Origin of the sequence: Clostridium estertheticum, from assembly GCF_011065935.2 — a bacterium.
Taxonomy (GTDB): Bacteria; Bacillota; Clostridia; order Clostridiales; family Clostridiaceae; genus Clostridium_AD; species Clostridium_AD estertheticum_A.
Map to the genome: position 1 here is coordinate 2,791,660 of NZ_JAAMNH020000001.1, position 22,042 is coordinate 2,813,701.

Annotated in this window: 20 protein-coding genes and 1 riboswitch; of the genes, 15 read left to right on the plus strand and 5 right to left on the minus strand. The window is 31.0% G+C overall.

Annotated elements, in window-relative coordinates; genetic code table 11:
* The first annotated feature begins 73 nt into the window (after positions 1-73).
* Both G9F72_RS13115 and yfcE read left to right on the plus strand, forming a co-directional pair.
* Positions 74-1,576 carry a LexA family protein gene (locus G9F72_RS13115; protein WP_164958693.1) on the plus strand — a complete coding sequence of 501 codons (1,503 nt, stop codon included), beginning with the start codon at positions 74-76 and terminating at the stop codon, positions 1,574-1,576.
* A 23-nt stretch (positions 1,577-1,599) separates the two neighbouring features.
* Positions 1,600-2,142, plus strand: coding sequence for a phosphodiesterase (gene yfcE, locus G9F72_RS13120; protein WP_164958692.1), 543 nt, complete (start codon positions 1,600-1,602; stop codon positions 2,140-2,142).
* 152 nt (positions 2,143-2,294) lie between these two features.
* On the opposite strand, the gene G9F72_RS13125 is transcribed toward yfcE, so the two are convergent.
* Together G9F72_RS13125 and G9F72_RS13130 are read right to left on the minus strand one after the other, a co-directional pair.
* Positions 2,295-2,690: an MFS transporter gene (locus G9F72_RS13125; RefSeq protein WP_164958691.1), complete on the minus strand. Its 396-nt coding sequence runs from the start codon at positions 2,688-2,690 to the stop codon at positions 2,295-2,297.
* Between the two features lie 7 nt (positions 2,691-2,697).
* A complete protein-coding gene (locus G9F72_RS13130) occupies positions 2,698-3,480 on the minus strand; it encodes a hypothetical protein (RefSeq protein WP_164958690.1) in 783 nt (260 codons plus the stop codon).
* Positions 3,481-3,843: 363 nt separating this feature from the next.
* Between G9F72_RS13130 and G9F72_RS13135 the strand changes: the two genes are divergently transcribed.
* A complete protein-coding gene (locus G9F72_RS13135; protein ID WP_164958689.1) occupies positions 3,844-4,701 on the plus strand; it encodes a DegV family protein in 858 nt (285 codons plus the stop codon).
* Positions 4,702-4,757: 56 nt separating this feature from the next.
* Here G9F72_RS13135 and G9F72_RS13140 read toward each other — a convergent pair whose 3' ends face one another.
* On the minus strand, positions 4,758-5,651 hold the full coding sequence (locus G9F72_RS13140; RefSeq protein WP_164958688.1) for an FUSC family protein: 894 nt from the start codon (positions 5,649-5,651) through the stop codon (positions 4,758-4,760).
* A gap of 660 nt (positions 5,652-6,311) precedes the next feature.
* Between G9F72_RS13140 and G9F72_RS13145 the strand changes: the two genes are divergently transcribed.
* The 7 genes from G9F72_RS13145 to argH all read left to right on the plus strand — a co-directional run bounded on the left by G9F72_RS13145 (position 6,312) and on the right by argH (position 16,086).
* Positions 6,312-7,358, plus strand: a complete 1,047-nt coding sequence (locus tag G9F72_RS13145) for a carbamoyl phosphate synthase small subunit (RefSeq protein WP_164958687.1) — start codon at positions 6,312-6,314, stop codon at positions 7,356-7,358.
* A 97-nt stretch (positions 7,359-7,455) separates the two neighbouring features.
* Positions 7,456-10,662 (plus strand): carbamoyl-phosphate synthase large subunit, encoded by a 3,207-nt coding sequence (carB, locus tag G9F72_RS13150; RefSeq protein WP_164958686.1) that lies wholly within the window; start codon positions 7,456-7,458, stop codon positions 10,660-10,662.
* A 565-nt stretch (positions 10,663-11,227) separates the two neighbouring features.
* Positions 11,228-12,019 (plus strand): ABC transporter substrate-binding protein, encoded by a 792-nt coding sequence (locus G9F72_RS13155; RefSeq protein WP_164958685.1) that lies wholly within the window; start codon positions 11,228-11,230, stop codon positions 12,017-12,019.
* Positions 12,020-12,066: 47 nt separating this feature from the next.
* Positions 12,067-12,714 carry an amino acid ABC transporter permease gene (locus G9F72_RS13160; RefSeq protein WP_164958684.1) on the plus strand — a complete coding sequence of 216 codons (648 nt, stop codon included), beginning with the start codon at positions 12,067-12,069 and terminating at the stop codon, positions 12,712-12,714.
* A 15-nt stretch (positions 12,715-12,729) separates the two neighbouring features.
* A complete protein-coding gene (locus G9F72_RS13165; RefSeq protein ID WP_164958683.1) occupies positions 12,730-13,461 on the plus strand; it encodes an amino acid ABC transporter ATP-binding protein in 732 nt (243 codons plus the stop codon).
* Positions 13,462-13,527: 66 nt separating this feature from the next.
* Complete coding sequence (locus G9F72_RS13170; protein ID WP_164958763.1) at positions 13,528-14,730, plus strand: argininosuccinate synthase; 1,203 nt, start codon at positions 13,528-13,530, stop codon at positions 14,728-14,730.
* A 42-nt stretch (positions 14,731-14,772) separates the two neighbouring features.
* Entirely contained in the window at positions 14,773-16,086 is a 1,314-nt protein-coding gene (argH, locus tag G9F72_RS13175) for an argininosuccinate lyase (RefSeq protein ID WP_164958682.1), read from the plus strand.
* Between the two features lie 77 nt (positions 16,087-16,163).
* Here the strand turns inward: argH and G9F72_RS13180 are convergent, their stop codons facing one another.
* Together G9F72_RS13180 and G9F72_RS13185 are read right to left on the minus strand one after the other, a co-directional pair.
* Positions 16,164-17,024 carry an SDR family oxidoreductase gene (locus G9F72_RS13180; protein ID WP_164958681.1) on the minus strand — a complete coding sequence of 287 codons (861 nt, stop codon included), beginning with the start codon at positions 17,022-17,024 and terminating at the stop codon, positions 16,164-16,166.
* A 280-nt stretch (positions 17,025-17,304) separates the two neighbouring features.
* A complete protein-coding gene (locus G9F72_RS13185) occupies positions 17,305-18,312 on the minus strand; it encodes a patatin-like phospholipase family protein (protein WP_164958680.1) in 1,008 nt (335 codons plus the stop codon).
* Between the two features lie 136 nt (positions 18,313-18,448).
* Here G9F72_RS13185 and G9F72_RS13190 point away from each other — a divergent pair, with 136 nt between their 5' ends.
* The 5 genes from G9F72_RS13190 to G9F72_RS13210 all read left to right on the plus strand — a co-directional run bounded on the left by G9F72_RS13190 (position 18,449) and on the right by G9F72_RS13210 (position 21,931).
* Complete coding sequence (locus tag G9F72_RS13190) at positions 18,449-18,748, plus strand: hypothetical protein (RefSeq protein ID WP_187356090.1); 300 nt, start codon at positions 18,449-18,451, stop codon at positions 18,746-18,748.
* Between the two features lie 91 nt (positions 18,749-18,839).
* Positions 18,840-18,949: riboswitch (TPP riboswitch) on the plus strand.
* 163 nt (positions 18,950-19,112) lie between these two features.
* Positions 19,113-19,403, plus strand: coding sequence for an MTH1187 family thiamine-binding protein (locus G9F72_RS13195; RefSeq protein WP_164958679.1), 291 nt, complete (start codon positions 19,113-19,115; stop codon positions 19,401-19,403).
* Positions 19,375-20,151: an ABC transporter permease gene (locus tag G9F72_RS13200; RefSeq protein WP_164958678.1), complete on the plus strand. Its 777-nt coding sequence runs from the start codon at positions 19,375-19,377 to the stop codon at positions 20,149-20,151. The genes G9F72_RS13195 and G9F72_RS13200 overlap by 29 nt, the downstream gene beginning before the upstream one ends.
* A gap of 39 nt (positions 20,152-20,190) precedes the next feature.
* Positions 20,191-21,195, plus strand: a complete 1,005-nt coding sequence (locus G9F72_RS13205) for an ABC transporter substrate-binding protein (protein ID WP_164958677.1) — start codon at positions 20,191-20,193, stop codon at positions 21,193-21,195.
* The gene (locus G9F72_RS13210; protein ID WP_164958676.1) at positions 21,176-21,931 is read left to right on the plus strand and encodes an ABC transporter ATP-binding protein; all 756 of its coding nucleotides are present in this window, start codon (positions 21,176-21,178) and stop codon (positions 21,929-21,931) included. Before G9F72_RS13205 ends, G9F72_RS13210 begins: the two co-directional genes overlap by 20 nt.
* Positions 21,932-22,042 lie beyond the last annotated feature (111 nt).

The window sequence follows — 22,042 nt, forward strand, 5'->3', positions numbered from 1 at the left end:
TATTTACAACAGTTTTTAAATAGTATAATTTAATGTATACTATTAGTATGAATACAACAGTGGAGGTGACGAAATGGAATTAACTTTAGAGCAACAAAAAATGATTCATAGCAAACCCTCAAGATATAGCACAATTAGGGGAAATCAAGGTTCAGGGAAGACAATTGCATCTATTTATAGAAGTCTTTATTTAAAAAACAACTATTGCCTATATGAAGAGGATAAAATATTAATGTTAGCGTCTAAGAATGAAGATATAAATTATATTGAAGACATATATAACATAGTAGAAGAAGAAACTAGGTTAGAATATTTAACTCTATTTTCTAATAGTGAAAGAAAATTTCATGTCCTTACATTGGAAAGCATTATACATAGATATTTTTTAGAATATAAAAATAAATATAAACTAAAAAACGAATCAATTATAGGTAATGATAAAAAAAATAGCATTATAAAAAATTGTATATTGGACATTAAAAATATTTATCCAAGGCTAAGAATATTAAATACTGATTATGCTGAGTTCTTTATTGAAGAAATAAAATGGATAAAAAGTTGCAACCACTTAAAAGATGATTCCTATTTGCAAGCAAATAGAACAGGAAGAAAATGTGAAAAGGGACAAGGTCCCCAAAGAATTAACAAAAATTCAACTGCTAGAAAAGCAATATTTCAGCTTATGCTCAGGTATAATGAAAAGCTTAAAGCAGAGAATTTAGTTGATAATGAAGATATTAATATATACGCGTTACAAATGGCACAAACCTTTAAAATAGATAAGTACTGTCATATTATAGTCCATAAAAGTAGCAATTTAACTAAGGTGCAGGTGGATTTTATTAATGCATTATTTAATGAAAAATCTTATTCTAGTATGATGTTTCTTGTTGATATGGATATGATCCACAATACTAATTCTTGGATGGTAAAAGGCAAAAGAGTTAATACAAGCCCTTTAGGAGAAAAGGCAAAAGCGCATTCATTTAAAAATAAACATAAAACACAAGAAGCCCTCCAAAAAAAACAGGTGAATATATGTAGTGAAAATTTAGACATTAATTCATTAGAGAACTTTAGATTTTGTGATTTAAGGCATAGTAGATCCTATGAATTTATGAGAGATTATAGTAGAATATCAGATATTCTAGTAAATGATGAAAAAGGCGATTATGAGTATATTAATGAGGAATTATTGGAACTACCAGTATATAGTGATATAGCCGCAGGTGAACCTATACTTATTAATTCTGAAATGGAAGGGAAATTTTACCTTCCAAAGTACTGGTTAAAGGGAGTAAAAAATGCCTTTATTTTAAAGGTTAAAGGGGACAGTATGATTGGGGCTAATATTAACAATGGAGATTATGTAATAATAAGGCAGGAGCATGCTGCAAATAATAAGGATATTGTAGCAGTTGATATAGGTGGTAATGCTACTTTAAAAAGGCTTTCTATAGAAAAAGATAGAGTACTACTTATGCCAGAAAATGAAAAATATAAGCCTATTGTAATAGATAGTGAAGATACATACATCATAGGTACAGCTATAGGAATTATTAAACATAAAAATTGATTTTTGGAAGGGGTCCAGTAGAAATGAAAATATTTTTTATTTCCGATATACATGGTTCACTTTTTTATTTAAAAAAGGCATTAAAACGGTATAATGAAGAAGGAGCGAGCTATATAGTAATGCTAGGGGATGCGTTATATCATGGACCAAGAAATCCAATGCCAGAGGAGTATAATCCACAGGGAGTAGCTAATCTCTTAAATGAATATAAAAACAAGATAATAGCTGTTAGAGGAAACTGTGATAGTGAAGTGGATCAAATGCTCATAGAGTATCCTATGATGGCTGATTATTCTATAATATTGTACAATAACAAAAGAATATTTTTGACGCATGGTCATATATATAATGAGGGTAATTTGCCAAGTTTAGGTGAAAATGATGTTTTGGTACATGGTCACACACATCTTCCTGTAGCTAAAAAACATAATAATATATATATATTAAATCCAGGATCCATATCATTGCCTAAGGAAAATAACCCTAATTCTTATGCGATACTCCAAGATGATTTATTTCAAATAAAAGATTTAGAGGGAACAGTTATAAAAGAAATATATTTATAAAAAAATAAAACTTCAGGAGATCCTGGGACATCGATATTTGGGGTGAGAAGAAAAGAAAAAACTTGACTTGGTGGGAAGGTTCTCTTCTACAAATACAGCAACTAGTATTAATGATAATATAGTTGTAGCTGCATCACCTAAAAATAAAATTTTCAAATAATGATTATAGCTTTACCGAGAAAGGCACAAGGAATAAGGCATAGTGCTGCCAGACCTTGAAAAATAATAATGATTTTTTTTCTGCCAACATGATCTGATAACTTTCCACCGATTAGTGAACCAGGTATTGAAGAGAAGGCCGCCATCATTAAAAATAAACCTACAGTTTCAATTCCAAGACCAATGCTTTTAGTAAGAAATAGTGTTAGAAATGGATGAACAAAACTACCCATACTGTTAATGATTCTAGCGAAAAATACAACATAAATACTTCTAGGTAAGACTAAAATTCTATTAGAATCTCCAGTTATAATCAAATTATTTATAAAATATAAGGATAGCCATAGGCTATCCTTGATTTTCTTATTATAAAAATTAACACTTTTCATTTATAAATTACTTCCTAAGAAAAAAGCTGAATTTATCCTTTTCTGAAACTGAAATAGATACATTTCGCTTATGAAGTATATTAGTATATTCTTGAACTTGACCATCACATATATTGGCATAGTCAGTCTTGCCATCTTCTACCCAACCCATAAACACATAAGCGTGGGAAGGTACACCAGGCTTTTTAGCAACATCTGTGGTGAAACATATATCACCTTTTTCTAATTTAGTAAGGTCAGTATTTTTTTTCCACTCCATCGAAGTTAAATCTGTCATCAGCTGTTTAACAGTAGATGTTTCTTTAGGGATAGCAACTTCATTAGATCTTAAAATTTCTGATAAGAGATATACAGTAACACCAGTTTTGCTTCCTTTGTTTAATTCAATTGCTTTTTTTAGTGTGGATGTTCTATTTGCTTCTACACCCAAATATTCATAAATTTTTTCTTGCGATGTAATAGGTTTAATGGTGCTATCAACAGTACTTTTTGTAGCGACTTTATTGGTAACTACGTCTGTTTTTGGATTCATGAAAGATGTGTTCATTAATATAGAAAACACAATTATAGCTGCTATAACAATAAAAAGTCCTATAACAGTTATATTATTCTTAAACTCATTTTTGTCTGCTAGTTCATGCATTTCTTTTATGTACTTTTGACTTTCCCCATGTGCTTTTAACTGAGTAGATTCACTAGATTTAGTTTTATGATTTTCTAAATTGTTGTTTGAATATAAATTTTTTATACTTTCACTAGTGTCTTTTTCTGATTGTTCATTTTTATCCATATTTTCCTGCTTGCAAATATAGGTAGGTGTATTATGATTTAACCTATATTTTTGCAGCACCTCCCTTTTATTGCATATTGGTTATATTAAAGCTTTAATTTTAATAGTGATTTATTTCAAAAGAAACAGTTTAAAATTATTTACATCACCTACTTTTTAACACTATTATTATAACATATGACAAGGCATTTTAGTGCTATTTGTAAAAGTTTAAAATAATTTAATATTTTGTGAAATATATTACCGTTATTTGGTTATAAATTTAATATAATTGTTGATTTACCTTATTCATAACTTCTAGGGTATTGTTTAGCGCAAGACTGTAGTATAATATATTTAATAATGAATAAGTGGAGGTGGACAATGACTGTAAAAATAGTAACTGATAGTACCTCGTATATAAGTGAGGAGTTAACAATAAAGTATGATATTTCTGTAGCTTCATTAAGTGTTATTTTTGAAAATGAGGAGTTTAAAGAAATCCATATTAAAAATGAAACTTTTTACGAAAAACTAAACAATAGCGCAAGTATTCCCACTTCATCACAACCATCATTAGAGGAAATGTACAACATCCTAGAAAAGCATATAAAAGATAATAATGAAGTTGTTGGTGTTTTCCTATCTTCAGAGATGAGTGGGACATATTCAAATGCATGCCTTGCAAAAAATATGATTCTTGAAAATTATCCGGATGCACAAATAGAGAATATAGATTCTAGATCTAATTGTATGCAGCTTGGATTTGCAGTATTGACAGCAGCGATTGCAGCACAAAAGGGGAAATCAATAGATGAAGTGGTCTGTATAGTAAAAGATAATATAAAAAGAAGTAGATTTCTGTTCATACCTGATACTTTAGAGTATTTAAAAAAAGGTGGCAGAATAGGTGGTGCAAGTGCTCTGCTGGGTACTATTTTTCAAATTAAACCTATTCTTACTGTAGTAGATGGAAAAACAGAATTATTTAATAAAGTGCGGACTAAAAAACGTGCCATACAAACTATGATTGATAAATTCATTGAAGATATAACAAAGCATGGCCTTGGCGAAGTAATGATCCATCATATAAATGATGTGGAGGGAGCTCAATCTTTTGCAAAAACAGTTGAGGAATGTATAGGTAAGAAAGTAGACATAGCTCCAATTGGACCTGTAATAGGAACTCATGTTGGACCTGGAGCGTTAGGTATTGTATATTATACAAAGACAGATTTATAATTTAATAAGTAAAGCCATACTGTAAATTCACAGTATGGCTTTGCTTATTAAATATCTCAATATTTTTCTGAGTATATCTCTCTTAAAATCGTCAATGTTTCAAGTAATTTCTGAACATGGAAGTTAAATACTATGTTCATATCGTTATTCATGTAAGATTTAATAAGTATATTTTCATGGAACAATTCGTTTATGTTAAAGCGGTTATTTTCATTGAAATAGCAATTACAAGGTGAATTGGTGAATGTTAGAGAGTTTAGTATAACTAGGTGATTATAAGCAGTTTTTGAAGTAGCTATAACACTATTAATTTTGTGAATATGTGGGCTTTCAGCTTTCTGACTTTGTATTTCACTTAAGTAGGAGTCTAGTGCTTTTTCCAATTTGGATATTTGAAGATTTAAGCCAGAAAGATTAATATCCCCATTGAAATTAAATATATCTTTAGATAATATAAAAATATTACGGATTAAAATTTTTCCGTCTTCATGTAAGTTATCTAAAAATTTAGGATGGAATATAAAATAGTTTACTAAAACTGATACAAATATACCTAGAAAAGTTTCTATTACTCTATTGGAACTATAGACTAATGGAGTACCTTCTTTAAGATTCGTCATTATTGCTAAAAAAACTACACAACCAATGATAATAGAATTTTTTCTATTAAGAAGGTTCAGTGAATAAATTACAAATACTATCCCGATGCTACTAAGAAATACATTGTTAGGACTTATAAGTGCGAAGGCTAATCCCCAAATTGCTCCTATAATAGTACCAATCATCCTGTTTTTACCTGTAGTAAAAGAATTGTGCACAGTACTTTGCATTGTTATTACTGCAGCAATACATGCATAAAAGGGAAATGTACTGTGAAAAGCTCTTAATATAATTATACATATAAAAACCGAAATCGCAGTTTTTATATTTCTCATTCCTATCTTTTGCATACTGTTGCCTCCTAGTTAATCTTTGGGGTAGATATATTATAGCGGATTATAAATAATGGTAGATACATTTACTATGTTATCAAATCTGAATAAATTTGCAACTAAAAATTATATTTATACATTGACAAAATGCAAAATTTAAATTAAACTAAGAAGAAATTATAAACTATATATAAAAAAGAAGTACACTTTTAAGTTAGTCCTGTGAGGCTAGGAAGGAGTATAGATAATTATGCCATATTTTTTTTGCTTTGCCAATTTTGAATTTCATACTATTAAATATAACACAGTTATTAATATTAGCAATAAAACTGTAAGTGTATTTTCTATTTGCTTAATAAATATAATTAATATATTAATAAGGATAACATAAGGATTATTTAAGTAATCTCTTTGTTATCCTTTATTTTGTTAGAAAAAATACTTTTATTGTGAATAAATATTATATTAAATGAATAATATAACACGAAAAAACATTGCATTATCATAACAATTAATATATAATAAATAAAAATAAACTAGTGAAATCAATGATATTTGCTAAAATACAATTCTAAATATAATATATAAGAAAAATAAACATTATACATAAATGTGTATAAATATTCATAACATGATTTAATGTTTTAAAAAGATGATTTTGACTTAGGAGGAATTAAGATGAAAGGTAAATTGATTTTAGAGAATGGAATAATATTTGAGGGCAATATATTTGGGTATTTAAAAGAAAGCGTTGGGGAAGTTGTTTTTAATACAGGCATGACTGGATATGAAGAAATTTTAACAGATCCATCCTATTATGGCCAAATAGTAACTATGACCTATCCGCTCATAGGAAATTATGGGATTAATTTAGAAGATGTAGAGTCGAAGTCGCCTAAGGTTATGGGTTTTATTGTTAGAGAAAAATGTGATTACCCTAATAACTTTAGATGCGAAATGAATTTAGAGGGGTATTTTAAACAAAATAAAATAATGGGACTAGAAGGTATTGATACAAGAGCATTAACAAAAATACTTAGAAATAAGGGCACTATGAAAGGTATTATTACTACGAAGGAATTATCACAAATCGAAATAGAGCAAAAGCTTTCTGCATTTAATAATAATGATGCTGTAATGAAGGTTACTGCTAAAGAGCAATACACAATTGAGGGTATAGGAAAACATGTGGCAATTATGGATTTCGGAATAAAAGAAAATATTATACGTTGCTTTATGCAAAGAAATTGTAAAATAACAGTATTTCCTGCAAATTCAAAGGCGAAAGAAATATTAAAGGTTAATCCCGATTTGATATTTTTATCAAATGGGCCTGGAGACCCAGAAGATTTAGAGGGTGTAATCAAGGTTGTAAAAGAAATTATAGGTAAAAAACCTATAATTGGGATTTGCCTTGGACATCAACTTTTGGCATTAGCCCTTGGAGGGAAAACTGCAAAACTTAAATTTGGTCATAGAGGGTGCAATCATCCTGTTAAAGATATACAAGAAAATAAGGTTTATATTACATCACAAAACCATGGATATTATGTAAGTAAGCTACCGGAGAATATGGAGGTTACTCATGTAAGTGTAAATGATGGCACTATAGAGGGGATGAAACATAAGACTATGCCAATATTTTCGGTACAGTTCCATCCTGAAGCCAGCCCAGGACCTAAGGATATAGATATAATTTTTGACAAATTTCTTTCAACTATATAGTAAAAGCGATGGAAATAGAAAACAAATAGAGAAAAAGTAGGTAGAATTTTGGATACACAAATAGAATAAATAAAAGATTTCGTAGAGGAGGATTTATATGCCATTAGATATAAGCATTAAGAAAGTACTAGTAGTTGGATCCGGTCCAATAATAATAGGGCAAGCTGCTGAATTTGATTATTCCGGAACACAAGCTTGTCAAGCTTTAAAAGAGGAAGGCGTAGTAGTTGTACTTGTAAATAGTAATCCTGCAACAATAATGACAGATAAAGAGGTTGCAGATATTGTTTATATAGAACCATTAACTATAGAATTTCTAGAAAAGATTATTGAAAAGGAAAGACCGGATAGTTTACTTGCGGGTATGGGAGGACAAACGGGTTTGAATTTAGCTGTGGAACTAGCTGATAATGGTATTCTAGGTAAATACAATGTTAGAGTAATCGGAACCTCTATAGAAGCCATAAAAAAAGGTGAGGATAGAGAAATTTTTAAAAGTCTTATGCAGGAGATTAATCAGCCAGTTGTAGAAAGCTCCATTGTTACAAATATACAAGAAGGATTAAAATTTGCAAGCGAAATAGGGTATCCTGTAATTGTGAGGCCAGCCTATACATTAGGTGGAAGTGGTGGGGGAATTGCTGAAAATGAGGAGGAACTAGTTGAAATCTTAGAACTAGGTTTGCAATTAAGTTCTATTGGACAGGTTCTTTTAGAAAAAAGCATTAAGGGATGGAAGGAGATAGAATATGAGGTTATGAGGGATGGCCGAGGTAATTGTATTTGTGTATGCAATATGGAAAATATAGATCCTGTAGGAATTCATACTGGAGATAGTATTGTTGTAGCACCAAGCCAAACTCTTTCGGATAAAGAATACCAAATGCTTAGAAGCGCATCCATAGATATTATAAACAATGTAGGTATAGAAGGGGGATGCAATGTTCAACTTGCTCTCCACCCAAAAAGCTTTGAATATGCAGTTATAGAAATAAACCCTAGGGTAAGTAGATCCTCTGCACTAGCCTCAAAAGCTACAGGCTATCCTATTGCAAAAGTAGCAGCTAAAATAGCGCTAGGATATTCATTGGATGAGATAAAAAATGCAGTTACGCAGAAAACCTATGCTTGTTTTGAACCTTCATTAGATTATGTAGTAGTTAAAATTCCTAAGTGGCCCTTTGATAAGTTTCAGGGAGCGAATAGAGTTTTAGGTACAAAGATGATGGCTACAGGTGAAATAATGGCAATTGGAAGCAATTTTGAAGCAGCTCTGTTAAAAGGAATTCGTTCTTTAGAAATAGGAAAGTATTCATTGCAATACGACGCCTTAGCTCAAAAAAGTTTACAAGAATTAAAGGAAAGAGTAATGGCACCTGATGATGAGAGAATATTTCATTTAGCGGAGATGCTTAGACGCGATTATATAGTGGAAAAGGTTTCGGAAATTACAGGTATAGATAAATTCTTTGTAAATAAAATTAAGTGGATAGTAGAAGAAGAGGAAAAGATAAAAAATTCCTCGGTAGGAGATATGAATAAAGAGTGGTTACAATTATTAAAGAAAAAAGGATTTTCTGATAAGGGGATTTCTGATTTATTAGGAGTTAACCCAAATATAATATGCGAACTTAGAAATATATGGAATATCAAACCTGTTTATAAGATGGTTGATACCTGTGGAGGAGAATTTGAAGCCTTGTCACCCTATTATTACTCAACCTATGATGAATATGATGAGGTTGAGGTAAGCGATAAAAGAAAGGTTATGGTAATAGGTTCTGGCCCTATAAGGATAGGACAAGGGATTGAATTTGATTATGCATCTGTTCATAGTGTAATCGCGCTTAGAAAGCTAGGAATTGAGACTATAATAGTAAATAATAACCCGGAAACAGTAAGTACGGATTTTAATATTTCAGATAAATTATATTTCGAACCATTAACAGAAGAAGAAGTGCTTAATATTGTTGAAAAAGAAAAACCTGATGGAGTTATACTTCAATTTGGGGGTCAAACTGCTATTAATCTTGCTGAATTTTTAAGAGAAAAAAATATACCTATTTATGGAACTAAGCCCGAACAAATAGATTCAGCTGAAGATAGAGAAAAATTTGATGCACTACTCGAAAAATTAGATATTAATAGACCTAAGGGGAAAGCGGTTTGGAATTTAAAAGAAGGATTAAAAGAGGCTAAAATCATAGGTTATCCAGTTTTGGTTAGACCATCCTATGTATTAGGTGGGCAGGGAATGGAAATAACTTATGTAGAAGAAGAATTGGAACATTATTTAGAAAATGCTTTTGAAAAAGATAAGAAAAATCCCGTTTTAATAGATAGATACTTATTAGGTAGAGAGATAGAAGTTGATGCTATTTGCGACGGGAAAGAAATATTAATACCGGGTATTATGGAGCACTTAGAGAGAGCTGGGGTTCACTCCGGTGATAGTATAACTATATATCCAAGTCAAAACATATCAGATGCTATAAAAGATAAAATATTAGAATATACTAAGAAAATAGCAATAGGACTAGAAGTAATAGGCATGATTAATATTCAGTTTATAGAATTTAAAGATGAATTATATATCATAGAGGTTAATCCAAGAGCCAGCCGTACGGTTCCTTACATTAGTAAGGTTAGCAAAGTGCCTATAGTAGATCTGGCAACAAGGGTTATGCTAGGAGAAAAACTAGTGGATTTGGGGTATGGCATTGGAGTTTATAAAGAACCCAAATTGGTGTCGGTTAAAGTTCCAGTATTCTCAACTCAAAAACTTCCAGAGGTCGAGGTGTGCCTTGGACCGGAAATGAGATCCACAGGAGAGGTATTAGGAATAGGAAGAAACTTTGAAGAGGCTTTATATAAAGGACTTATTGCGTCAGGAATGAAGATTGATAAAGATAAAGGTGCTATATTGGCTACGATAAACCCCCAGGATTATGAAGAGTTTTTGTCTATAGCTAAGGCTTTTAATGAACTTAAGTACAAATTTATAGCAACAGAGGGAACGGCTAAGCTATTAAAAGACAATGGAATTAATGCCATAGAGGTTAAGAAAATCATTGAAGGAATCCCGAATATCATTGATGTAATAAAGAGTAGAAAGGTTGATTTAGTAATAAATACCCCTACTAAGGGAAATGATTCGAAAACGGATGGATTTAGGATTAGAAGAACCGCTATTGAGAATAACGTTTCAGTTGTTACTTCATTAGATACTGCAAAGGCAATAGTAGAGCTTATGAAGAAAAATATTATTAGTGAAAATTTAGAAGTGTTTAATATTGTAGATTAGTATAAAAAGTAGTTATAAATAGAACGCGTAATAGGTATTTTAACACCTGCTACGTGTTCTTTTTCTTAAGACAAGACAATAAAAGTAGATACTATTTCCAATCTGCATTTTTACTTAAAGCCTCACAATCTCGTTGGCGGTGCAGGACATATTTCCTTAAACACACTTCATTACTTCCCATTCTGAATTTAATATTTTAGATGCGTCGGGCATTCCTTCATTCCCTTTCTGTACAAATTTTTATATTATCTCTAACTTGCGATTTTAAATATATATTACATATGAATAATAGTATTTTATTGTAACTAAAAGTCAGTAAAATCAATTAGTTAAGCAGATTTTCCTAATTTTTACTGCATAATTATTATATAAACATGAATAAATATTGATTAAAAGTATTGCGCTATTATAAAAAGTGATATATAATAAATAAAAACAAGGCAGTTAAATCAATGATAAAAGTTAAGAATCAGCTAAACCAATGGTAAATAAGTAGAATATGCATTATACATAAAAATGTATAAATATTCACAAAAAAAATATTATACATGGGGGAGTGGTACAAATGAAAAAATTCATGTCAATTGTATTAACAGTTACTATGGCAGGTGTATTACTTGCAGGTTGCGGTGAAAAACAGGAAAAACTTAATTCTCTACAAGCGGTTCAAAAGGCGGGTATCCTAACTATAGGAACTGATGATTCATATCCTCCAATGGAATTTAGGGATTCTAAAAACACTTTAGTAGGGTTTGATGTAGATTTGGCAACTGAAATAGGAAAAAAATTAGGAGTGAAAATAGAGCATACTACCACAGACTTTAATGGAATACTTTTAGCTCTTAACTCATCAAGATTTAATATTATAGTTGCAGCTTTGAGTATTACGGATAAGAGAAAAGAAAGCATAGATTTCTCAGACAGTTATTTAATGGGTGGTCAAGTTGTTACCATAAAAAAAGGAAATACATCAATAAAAAGTTTGGAAGACTTAAAGGGTAAAATAGTAGCTTGCCAGCTTGGATCTACAGGAGATACAGCAGCTTCCGCACTTAAAGGATTAAAAGAGATTAAAAAGTATGACAAAATTACAGAAGCATTTCAAGAGTTATCATCTAAAAGAGTAGATGCAGTAGTTATGGATGCTCAAGTTGGTGGATATTATGTATCAAAGAAACCAGGTGAGTTTGAGGTTTTAAAGGACAGAATCAGCGAAGAACCTATGGGAATTGGATTTAAGAAAGAAGATAAAGAATTAAAAGCAGCAATTCAAAAGGCTCTTAATGAACTTAAATCAGATGGAACGCTCTCTAAGCTTTCACAAAAGTGGTTTGGATTTGACGCATATAAGAAATAACAACTAATAATTGTAATCTACCCAGATGAATGCTAGGAGGAACAAGAATGGATATAAATATTTTAAAGGATATGTTTCCAGTTTTATTACAAGGAAGTTTAATAACATTGGAACTTACTCTTATATCAGTAGTATTTGGAAGTTTGATAGGCATGCTTACAGCCCTACTAAAGCTTTCTAAAAATAAGTTGCTGGGTGGCATTGCAGGTTTTTATACCTGGCTATTTAGAGGGACACCTATGCTACTCCAATTATGGTTTTTCTATTTTGGATTGCCCTTTGTAGGGATTAAGTTTACAGCCTTTCAAGCAGCACTAATAGGACTTAGTTTGAATTCAGGTGCTTATATGGCAGAAATAATAAGAGGTGGAATACTTTCAGTTGATAAAGGGCAATTTGAGGCTTGTAAGTCACTCGGGTTTACTTATTTTGATACTATGAAAAGGGTGGTATTACCTCAAACCTTTAAAATAATTATTCCATCTGTAGGAAATGAGTTTATAACAATGCTTAAAGATACTTCTTTAGTTTCAACTATAACTATGGTAGAAGTTATGAGGTCAGCACAGCTTTTATATGCCTCAAGCTTCAGACCTATGGAAGCTTTCTTCATAACAGGTTGTTTGTATCTTTTAATGACAACAATTTTTACTACAGTATTTTCATACTATGAAAAAAGACTGTCAGTATATTAGTAGAGGTGATATGGAATGTATATGATAGAAACTAAAAATTTAACTAAAAAATTCGGTAGCCTAACGGTATTTGAAGATTTAAATGTAACGGTTGGAAAAGGTGAGGTACTAGTCATAATAGGACCTTCTGGTTCAGGAAAAAGCACATTTTTAAGATGTTTAAATCACCTTGAAAATCCTGATGGGGGCGAAGTTTTTATCGAAGGTGAAAAGCTGGATGTTAAAGATAAAAAGCATATGAGAAATACTATTGAAAAAGTAGGAATGGTATTCCAAAACTTTAATCTGTTTCACCATATGACTGTATTACAAAACGTGATTGAGGCTCCAATTACTGTTAAGCATGAATATAAACAAGAAGTATTAAAAAGAGCAGAAGGAATTATTGAAAAGGTAGGTCTAAGTGAAAAATTAGAGAATTATCCATCAAAATTATCAGGAGGACAAAAGCAAAGAGTAGCTATAGCAAGAGCATTAGCTATGAGACCTGACATAATGCTCTTTGATGAGCCTACCTCATCCTTAGACCCAGAACTAGTAGGCGAGGTTTTAGGAGTAATGAAAGATCTTGCAAAAGAAGGTATGACAATGGTGGTTGTAACCCATGAGATGGGGTTTGCCAAGGAAGTGGCGGATAGAGTGATTTTCATGGACGGAGGGAAAATAGTAGAAGAGGGAACACCAGAACAATTTTTTACTGCTCCCAAAGAAAAGCGAACTAAAGAGTTTTTAAATAAAATACTATAGATTAAACCTAGGACATTAAAATGTAAAAAAACAAAATTGAGAGGGGATATAAAAATGGAAAAAATAATTAAAGAAAAAGTGGTTTTAGCATATTCAGGAGGACTCGATACCTCTATAATAATAAGTTGGCTTAAGGAAAACTATGATGTTGATGTTATAGCAGCTTGTATTAATGTTGGACAAGAAGACGATATGGTGGGAATTGAGAAAAAAGCTTTAAGTTCAGGGGCGGAAAAAATTTATATTGAGAACGTAACAGCTGAATTTATAAAAGATTACGTATTTAAAGGAGTTAAAGCAAATGCTACATATGAAGGAACGTATTTATTAGGTACAGCCTTTGCAAGACCATTAATAGCTAAAAAACTTGTAGAAATTGCTCATAAAGAAGGAGCAAAATATATATGCCACGGCTGTACTGGTAAGGGAAATGATCAAGTTAGATTTGAAGTTGGCATAGCAGCTATAGATCCTTCTATAAAGATTATTGCTCCTTGGAGAATTTGGGATATAAAATCAAGAGAAGATGCTATAGATTATGCTAATACTAAAGGAATAGAAATAGCAGTAACCAAAGAAAAGATATATTCAGTGGACCAAAACTTATGGCATGCAAGTCACGAAGGCGGAGATATTGAGGATTTAAAAAATGATCATAAAAGAGATATGTATCTTATGACTACACCTCCAGAAAAAGCTAAAGATGAAGCTACATTTGTAGATATATACTTTGAAAAGGGAATTGCTAAGAAAGTAGATGGCATCGAACTAGAACCAATAGATATAGTTACAGTATTAAATAAAATTGGTGGAGAAAATGGAATAGGTGTTATAGATATAGTGGAGAATAGACTTGTGGGAATGAAATCAAGAGGGATATATGAAACTCCTGGTGGAACTATACTCTATGCAGCCCATAAAGAACTAGAGGAAATAACTTTAGATAAGGATACACTTCACTTTAAATACACAGTAGCACAAAAATATGGGGAGTTAGTTTATAATGGACTTTGGTTTAGTACTATGAGAGAAGCTCTTGATGCATTTGTAGATAAGACTCAAGAAACCGTAACAGGCACAGTTAAACTAAAACTTTATAAGGGAAATATAATGTCAGCAGGTAAAGAATCACCTAATGCTCTTTACGACGAAGGTATATCTTCCTTTGGGGCAAGTGACCTATATGATCATAAGGATGCAGAAGGATTTATAAACTTATTTTCATTACCAAGTAAAATTAAAGCATATAAAAATTTAAATAATATTTAAGGAAAACTACAAAATTTATAGAAAGTTTAGCAGGTGATATATATGAAACTTTGGGGTGGAAGATTTATTGAAAAAGAAAGCAGGCTTATGGAGGACTTTAATAGTTCTCTGTGCTTTGATAAAAACTTATATTATGAGGATATTATGGGCAGTATAGCTCATGTTAAAATGCTTGCAAAATGTAGCATTTTAACTAATGAAGAATGCGATACTATAGTCAATGGGTTGAATTCTATTCACTCAGATATTGAAGCAGGCAAATTAAAAATTGAAGGTGACTATGAAGATATTCATAGCTTTATGGAAATTCAACTTACAAAGCGAATAGGCGATGTAGGTAAAAAACTTCATACTGCAAGAAGTCGAAATGACCAGGTTGCAGTAGATATGAGATTATATTCAAAAGGTAAAGCCTTGGATGTTATTGATAATCTGAATATTATTTTGTGCACTATTGAAAAATTGGGAAATGACAATGCTGTTATAATGCCTGGGTATACTCATTTACAAAGAGCCCAACCAGTAACATTCAAACAACATATTATGGCTTACCATAATATGCTAGGGCGAGATGTGAAAAGGCTTATAAGTGCTATTGACGTTATGGATGAAAATCCTCTTGGATGTTGCGCTCTAGCAGGAACAACCTATGATACAGATAGAGGTTTTACAACCAAAGAACTAGGGTTTAAAAAACCAGTAGATAATTTTATGGATGGAGTAAGTGATAGAGATTACCTACTAGAACTTTTATCGATTTTTTCAATAATAATGATGCATCTTAGTAGATTAAGTGAGGAACTCATTTTATGGAGTAGTAAGGAATTTAATTTTATTGAAATTAGTGATGAATTCTCAACTGGTAGCAGTATAATGCCACAAAAAAGAAATCCAGATGCTGCAGAACTTATAAGAGGGAAAACTGGGAGAGTTTATGGAGATTTAATGAGCTTACTTACCACTATGAAAGGCATTCCACTAGCTTATAATAAAGATATGCAAGAAGATAAGGAGCCATTCTTTGATGGAGCTTCTACAGTTTTAAAATGCATAAAGATTATGAATGGAATGTTGAGTAGCCTGAAAATCAAAAGGGATAATATGTATAACGCAGTTAAAACAGGTTTTTTAAATGCTACGGAAGCTGCAGATTATCTTGTAAATAAGGGCGCGGCCTTTAGAGATGCCCATGGAGTTATAGGCGCTATAGTGCTACATTGTGAAAAGGAACATAAGGCTATAGAAAATTTAACACTAGAAGAACTGAAGAGCTTTAGTGATTTATTTGCGAAAGATGTATATGAATTTATAGATTATGAAAATACTTTGAGTAGAGGTATAAAAAAAGAAATGTAAAGACCATTCTAAGGTGGTATTTTAGCCTTTTTAAATTAAGAACACGTAACAGGTGCCCCCCACCAGTTACGTGTTTTTTAGTAGTTAAAATCACTAAGACAATTTTTAATGCCACCAATAGTTTCAGGTAAAGCAATACCATACTTTTTTAATTTATTATTGCTTATTCGAAGATCCCTTGGATGTTCATTATACCTATCAGTATCTTTTTCTAAATAGTTATCTGCGTTATGATCTAAACCAAGTTCTTTTAATATGAACAAAGCTATATCATAAGTGCTTAAATCATTTTCACTCCCTGTGTGATAAGTTCCATAGGGAATTTCTAAAATTTTATGAAAGTTTTCTATTATATCATAAACATAAGTCATTCCTCTAAATTCATTTACGGGTAATTTTATTCTCTTATCTTTTAAAACAGAAGAAACAACATTCCATAAAATATTAGAACTTACCCTACAATTTTTTTCTGGAAATCCAAACAACCAACTAAATCTTAAAATCCATAGTTCTTCAATTATTCCTTTTAATTCATCTTCAGCTTGGAGTTTATGGTTTCCATAAACTGTATTTGGTCTTGGGATGTGATTTTCATTATAAGGTCCTTTTTCGAAGTTGCCATTAAAAATTTGCTCAGAACTTAAATATATTAATTTAGATTTTGCTAAACTACAAGCTTTAGCAATGTTAATTGAACCTTTAACGTTTATTTCAAAAGATAATTCTGGATTTCGTTCACACAAACCTGTATCAGCAATGGCGGCAGTATGTATTACATAATCAGGTTTAAAACTTTGAATTATTTCTAAACACCTACGTTCATCTGTTATATCTAAGTCTCTGTGGGATAATGGAAGTATTTCGTATTTATTTTTATAATATGTATAAAATCTTGATGCAAAGAAACCACTAGCACCAGTTAATAATACTTTTTTCATTAAATCACCTCGTTTTTCTTTATGTTAATAATATCATATAATTTCAATTATGACTAAATTTACATAAGACTTTTTTTTAAAAAAACTAAATATTTTATTTGCGGTAATAATTATACTTTTGATGCTTTGAACTCGGACAGAAGCTATAGATTTTGTATTATTTAAAGAAAATTATTGATAAAAGAAAGCGTCTTTAGTTCATTTTAAGCTAAAGGCGCTTTTAAGTTATTATTAATATTTAAAAAGTAAATCTACTAATAAAGTGCTTTAGTAATTCTTCTTATTTATAAGAATTACTTCTAAGGAGCGAATGTTTCTTATAATTGTTCTCCCAACTTTCAAGAAATTCTTTTGCACAAACTACACCAGAATTATATAAATCCATAATTTTTTTATTAGAAATATTAAAATCTGTGGTTTTAATATCAAGAGTATTAATTTTTACAGTTCGTAGATAATCCATTTCTCTTATATGAATATCATCCTGTGCTTCTAGCATAGTCTCAATAATTGAACTAGTGAAATTAAAGATATTTGTGATTTTATGTTCTCGTATCTCTTTGTTTCCTCCTAGTTTAAAACCTATGGTTGGCCAACGAGGGATACCATTTACATCAAAAATCCAAACTGGGTAATTGCTTAAAACGCCTCCATCAACAATGAGAGATTTTTTATTTGAATTTACATCATTTAAATTTACAGGTTGAAAAAAGTAGGGAATGGATATGCTCATTCTTACTGCCAGGCTCACCTGGAGTTCATCAGGATTTATTCCATAGTCGGCAATATCCTCTGGTAATATTATCATTTTTCCATTGCTGATATCTGTTGCTATAATATGAAGTTTGTATTTTCTTTTATACTTATCATTATTTATAAGAATACCCTTTTCTTCTGGAATAATCAAATCTCCAAAGGTTACTTTTTTCCCATCTGTGTGGTTAATCTTAATTGAAAAAATTTCGTCAAGCCAGTTTTTCAAATAATCACCTTTAAAAATGCCTTTCTTAAAAAGTAGATTGCATGTATTAGATAATATAGGAATATTAAAATGATTTTTATCTGTAATTTTTTTATAGTCTAGCTGTATCATTAACTTTTTTATTTCTTCAGAACTGTAACCCACTGCAAGTAGTGCGGCTACAATAGAACCAGCGGAGGTTCCTGAAATATTTTTCCACTCATACCCATTTTCTTCAAATATTTTTAAGGCACCTACAAGACCAATGCCTTTAACACCGCCACCTTCAAACACTGCATCTGCAAATTTTCTATTATTATTATCCATATATAACACCCCCTTATGAGTAATATATGAATATGCATATTCTCATGACCTATATTATCATAAATAAATTCTATTTACACCTTTCTTTATGTGAAGAATATGATACATTATAATGATTTTATAAAAGAGGCAATGCATGAAAAAATTAGAAGAATTTACACCTAATGAATTAGCTACTTTAGCAACTATAATAGGGATTATTATTGCATCCAAATATAATATTAATCAACAAAATGTAATAGGCAATTTTTTAACGGGTGTGGCGCAGAATATTTTAATAATTGCAGCTCAGAATCAAAATCTCCAAACGCAGGAAGAAAATCAATGCGGAGATAATGGAAACAGTAATTCAAATGGTAGCAATAAGGATTTGCAAAAACAAATAGATGAACTTAAAGAACATATCAAAAAGTTTGAAGATAATATGAACTGTTAAGAAAAACGCACTTAATAAAAGGTTTGTTTTTTTTAATTTATTTGACATTACAAGAAACCTTAGGTAATATATATGTGTAAAGTAATTAAATATTAAAAATTAGGGGAGTCAATATTTTTGTCTGAGAGGAAACAATTGTGTTTCGACCCTTATAACCTGAATTGGGTAATGCCAGCGGAGGGAAAATGTGATTTGCATTTAATTTGTAATAAGACTAAATAAATGGTGCAAAGTTATAGAACTGTAAAACCCTTCGTTCAATTATGAGCAAAGGGTTTATTTTATTACTCGAAAAATACAAATATACATAAAGTTTTATTTTAATAATACATCACCATAGGTGATGATTTAAGGAGGAATTAAAATGTCAGTTGTAAATGTAAGTCTTCAAGTTATACCAGTGGTGGCAGAGGAAAGAATTTACCCTGTAGTAGACAAGGTTATAGAGTATATTGAAGCTAGTGGAGTAAAATATGAGGTAGGACCAATGGAAACTACTATGGAGGGCGAACTGGATGAGCTTTTAGATATAGTAAAAAAGGCACAAGAAATTTGTGTGGAGCAGGGAGCAGCTAGGGTTGTTTCTATAGTGAAAATCGATTATAAAGCTGAAGGCGTGACTATGAATGAAAAAACATATAAATATAGAAAATAAACTTATTCCTATAATGTTTCAATTGCTGATTCTTTTTATATGGCAGATATCTATAGATAAGTGGAAGGTTCCACAGTATATACTACCTTCACCAAAAGACATTATTGTTACCTTGGTTAATATAGTACCCAGCATTACTGTGCACATTTATGCAACTTTATATGAAGCCTTGATTGGATTCATGATTTCAATTTTGGTTGCATTAATATTAGCTATATTAATGGATAATGTAAAGCTTATTAAAAAGTGCATATATCCAATTTTAGTAGTATCTCAAACTATTCCTATTATTGCATTAGCACCACTTTTTGTAATTTGGTTTGGTTTTGGAATGTTGCCTAAGATTATCGTGGTAGTACTAGTATGCTTTTTCCCTATAGTTATTAGTTTGATTGATGGTTTAGAATCAGTGGACACGGACATGGTAAACCTTTTAAAGACAATGGGAGCAAGTAAGTTTCAGATTTTTACCATGGTGAAGTTGCCAGCCTCTACTGTGAATTTTTTTTCAGGCCTTAGAATAGCGGCAACCTATAGTATTATGGGGGCAGTTATTGGAGAATGGCTGGGAGGAGATAAGGGCCTTGGGGTATATATGATTAGAACTAAAAATTCATACGCCATTGATAAATTTTTTGCAGTAATTATAATTATTGTGTTACTAAGCATAGGACTATTTGGACTTCTATATTTATTACAATATTTTTTAACACCTTGGAATAGAAATTCCATAGAAAAGAAAAACTAAAATTATAAGTCACTTATTATTTTATTTGGAGGCAAGACTATGTTAAAGAAATCAATTTCATTATTATTGATAGTTTCAATGACTGCAGTTTTATTTGTGGGTTGTGGTACAAAAAAAGAAAGTGTAAAGAAGGTAGAGGCCTTAAAAAAGGTTACAGTCATCTTGGATTGGGTACCAAACACTAATCATACTGGATTATATGTAGCAAAAGACAAGGGATATTTTAAAGAAGAGGGCCTTGATGTGGATATTATTCAACCAGCACAAGGAAGCACTGCAACCTTAATTGCTGCAGGCAAAGGAGATTTTGGTGTAAGCTATCAAGAAGATGTAACTTATGCTAGAACTGCTAAAGATCCACTTCCAATAAAGGCTATAGCTACAATTATTCAACATAACACTTCGGGGTTTGCAGCACCTAAAGAAAAAAACATTAAATCTCCTAAGGATTTTGAAGGTAAAACCTATGGCGGATGGGGGTCACCTTCTGAAACTGCAATATTAAAAGCACTTATGGAAAAAGATAATGCGGATTTTTCAAAATTAAAGACAGTGGATGCAGGAGCAGAGGATTTCTTTGCTGTAACTAAGAAAAATATTGATTTTGAATGGATATTTTATGGATGGACAGGAATAGAAGCTAAGCTTAAAAATATTCCTATTGACTACATTGATATTAAAAAACTAAATCCAGATTTAGATTATTATACTCCAGTAATTATAGCGAATGAAAATAAATTAAAACAAGATCCTGAAATGGCAAAGAAATTTATGAAAGCTGTTACAAAGGGATATGAATACAGCATGGAAAAACCTGAGGAAAGTGCTGGAATTTTAGTGAAAAATGCACCTGAGACAGATAAAGCGCTTGCTATAGAAAGTCAAAAATACTTAAAGGGTCAGTATAAAGCTGAAGCTAAAAGATGGGGCGAAATGAAAGATTCAGTTTGGAATAATTATACCAAATTTCTTTTAGATAAAAAACTTATAAAAAAAGATATGAAGGCAAGTGAGGCATTTACTAATGAGTACTTACCAGACTAGTAATGCAAAATTAAGGGTATCAAACATTAAAAAAACCTTTGGGAATATGAATATAATAAATGATGTTTCCTTTTATGCTAATGAAAATGAATTTATAAGTTTACTCGGACCCAGTGGCAGTGGTAAAAGTACAATATTTAATATTATTTCAGGTCTTTTACTTCAAGATTCCGGTGAAATAACAATCGATGGACAAGAATGCCATGGTAATATTGGAAAAGTAAGTTATATGCATCAAAAGGACTTACTGCTTCCTTGGAAAAATATTGTAGACAACACTACACTGTCTCTTATTATAAAAGGGAAATCTAAAAAAGAAGCAAGGGCTGAAGTACTTAGTCATTTTAAAACCTTTGGACTCCAAGGTTTTGAATATAAATATCCACTTCAACTTTCAGGTGGTATGAAGCAGAGAGCCGCATTACTTAGAACATATATGTCATCCGCGGGTATCATGCTGTTAGATGAGCCTTTTGGTGCACTTGATGCAATTACTAGAGCAAAGATGCAGTATTGGCTAATAGACGTGATTAAAGAATTAAAAGCAACCATAATATTTATAACTCATGATATTGAAGAAGCAGTATTCTTATCTGATAGAATATATGTATTATCAGATAAACCAGCAACTATAAAAAAAGAAATAATTGTTGATTTACCTAAAAATAGAACTAAGGACATAATTACATCAGAGAAATTCAATGAAATAAAAAGAACAATTTTACAAACATTATAAGCTATTTTCAAAAATACTAAGATAAACACCCAACTTAATAATAATTAAGTTGGGTGTTTATTTTCATGTCCTAAAAGGTATGATAAATTCATAGTTGTGATAAAATATAAT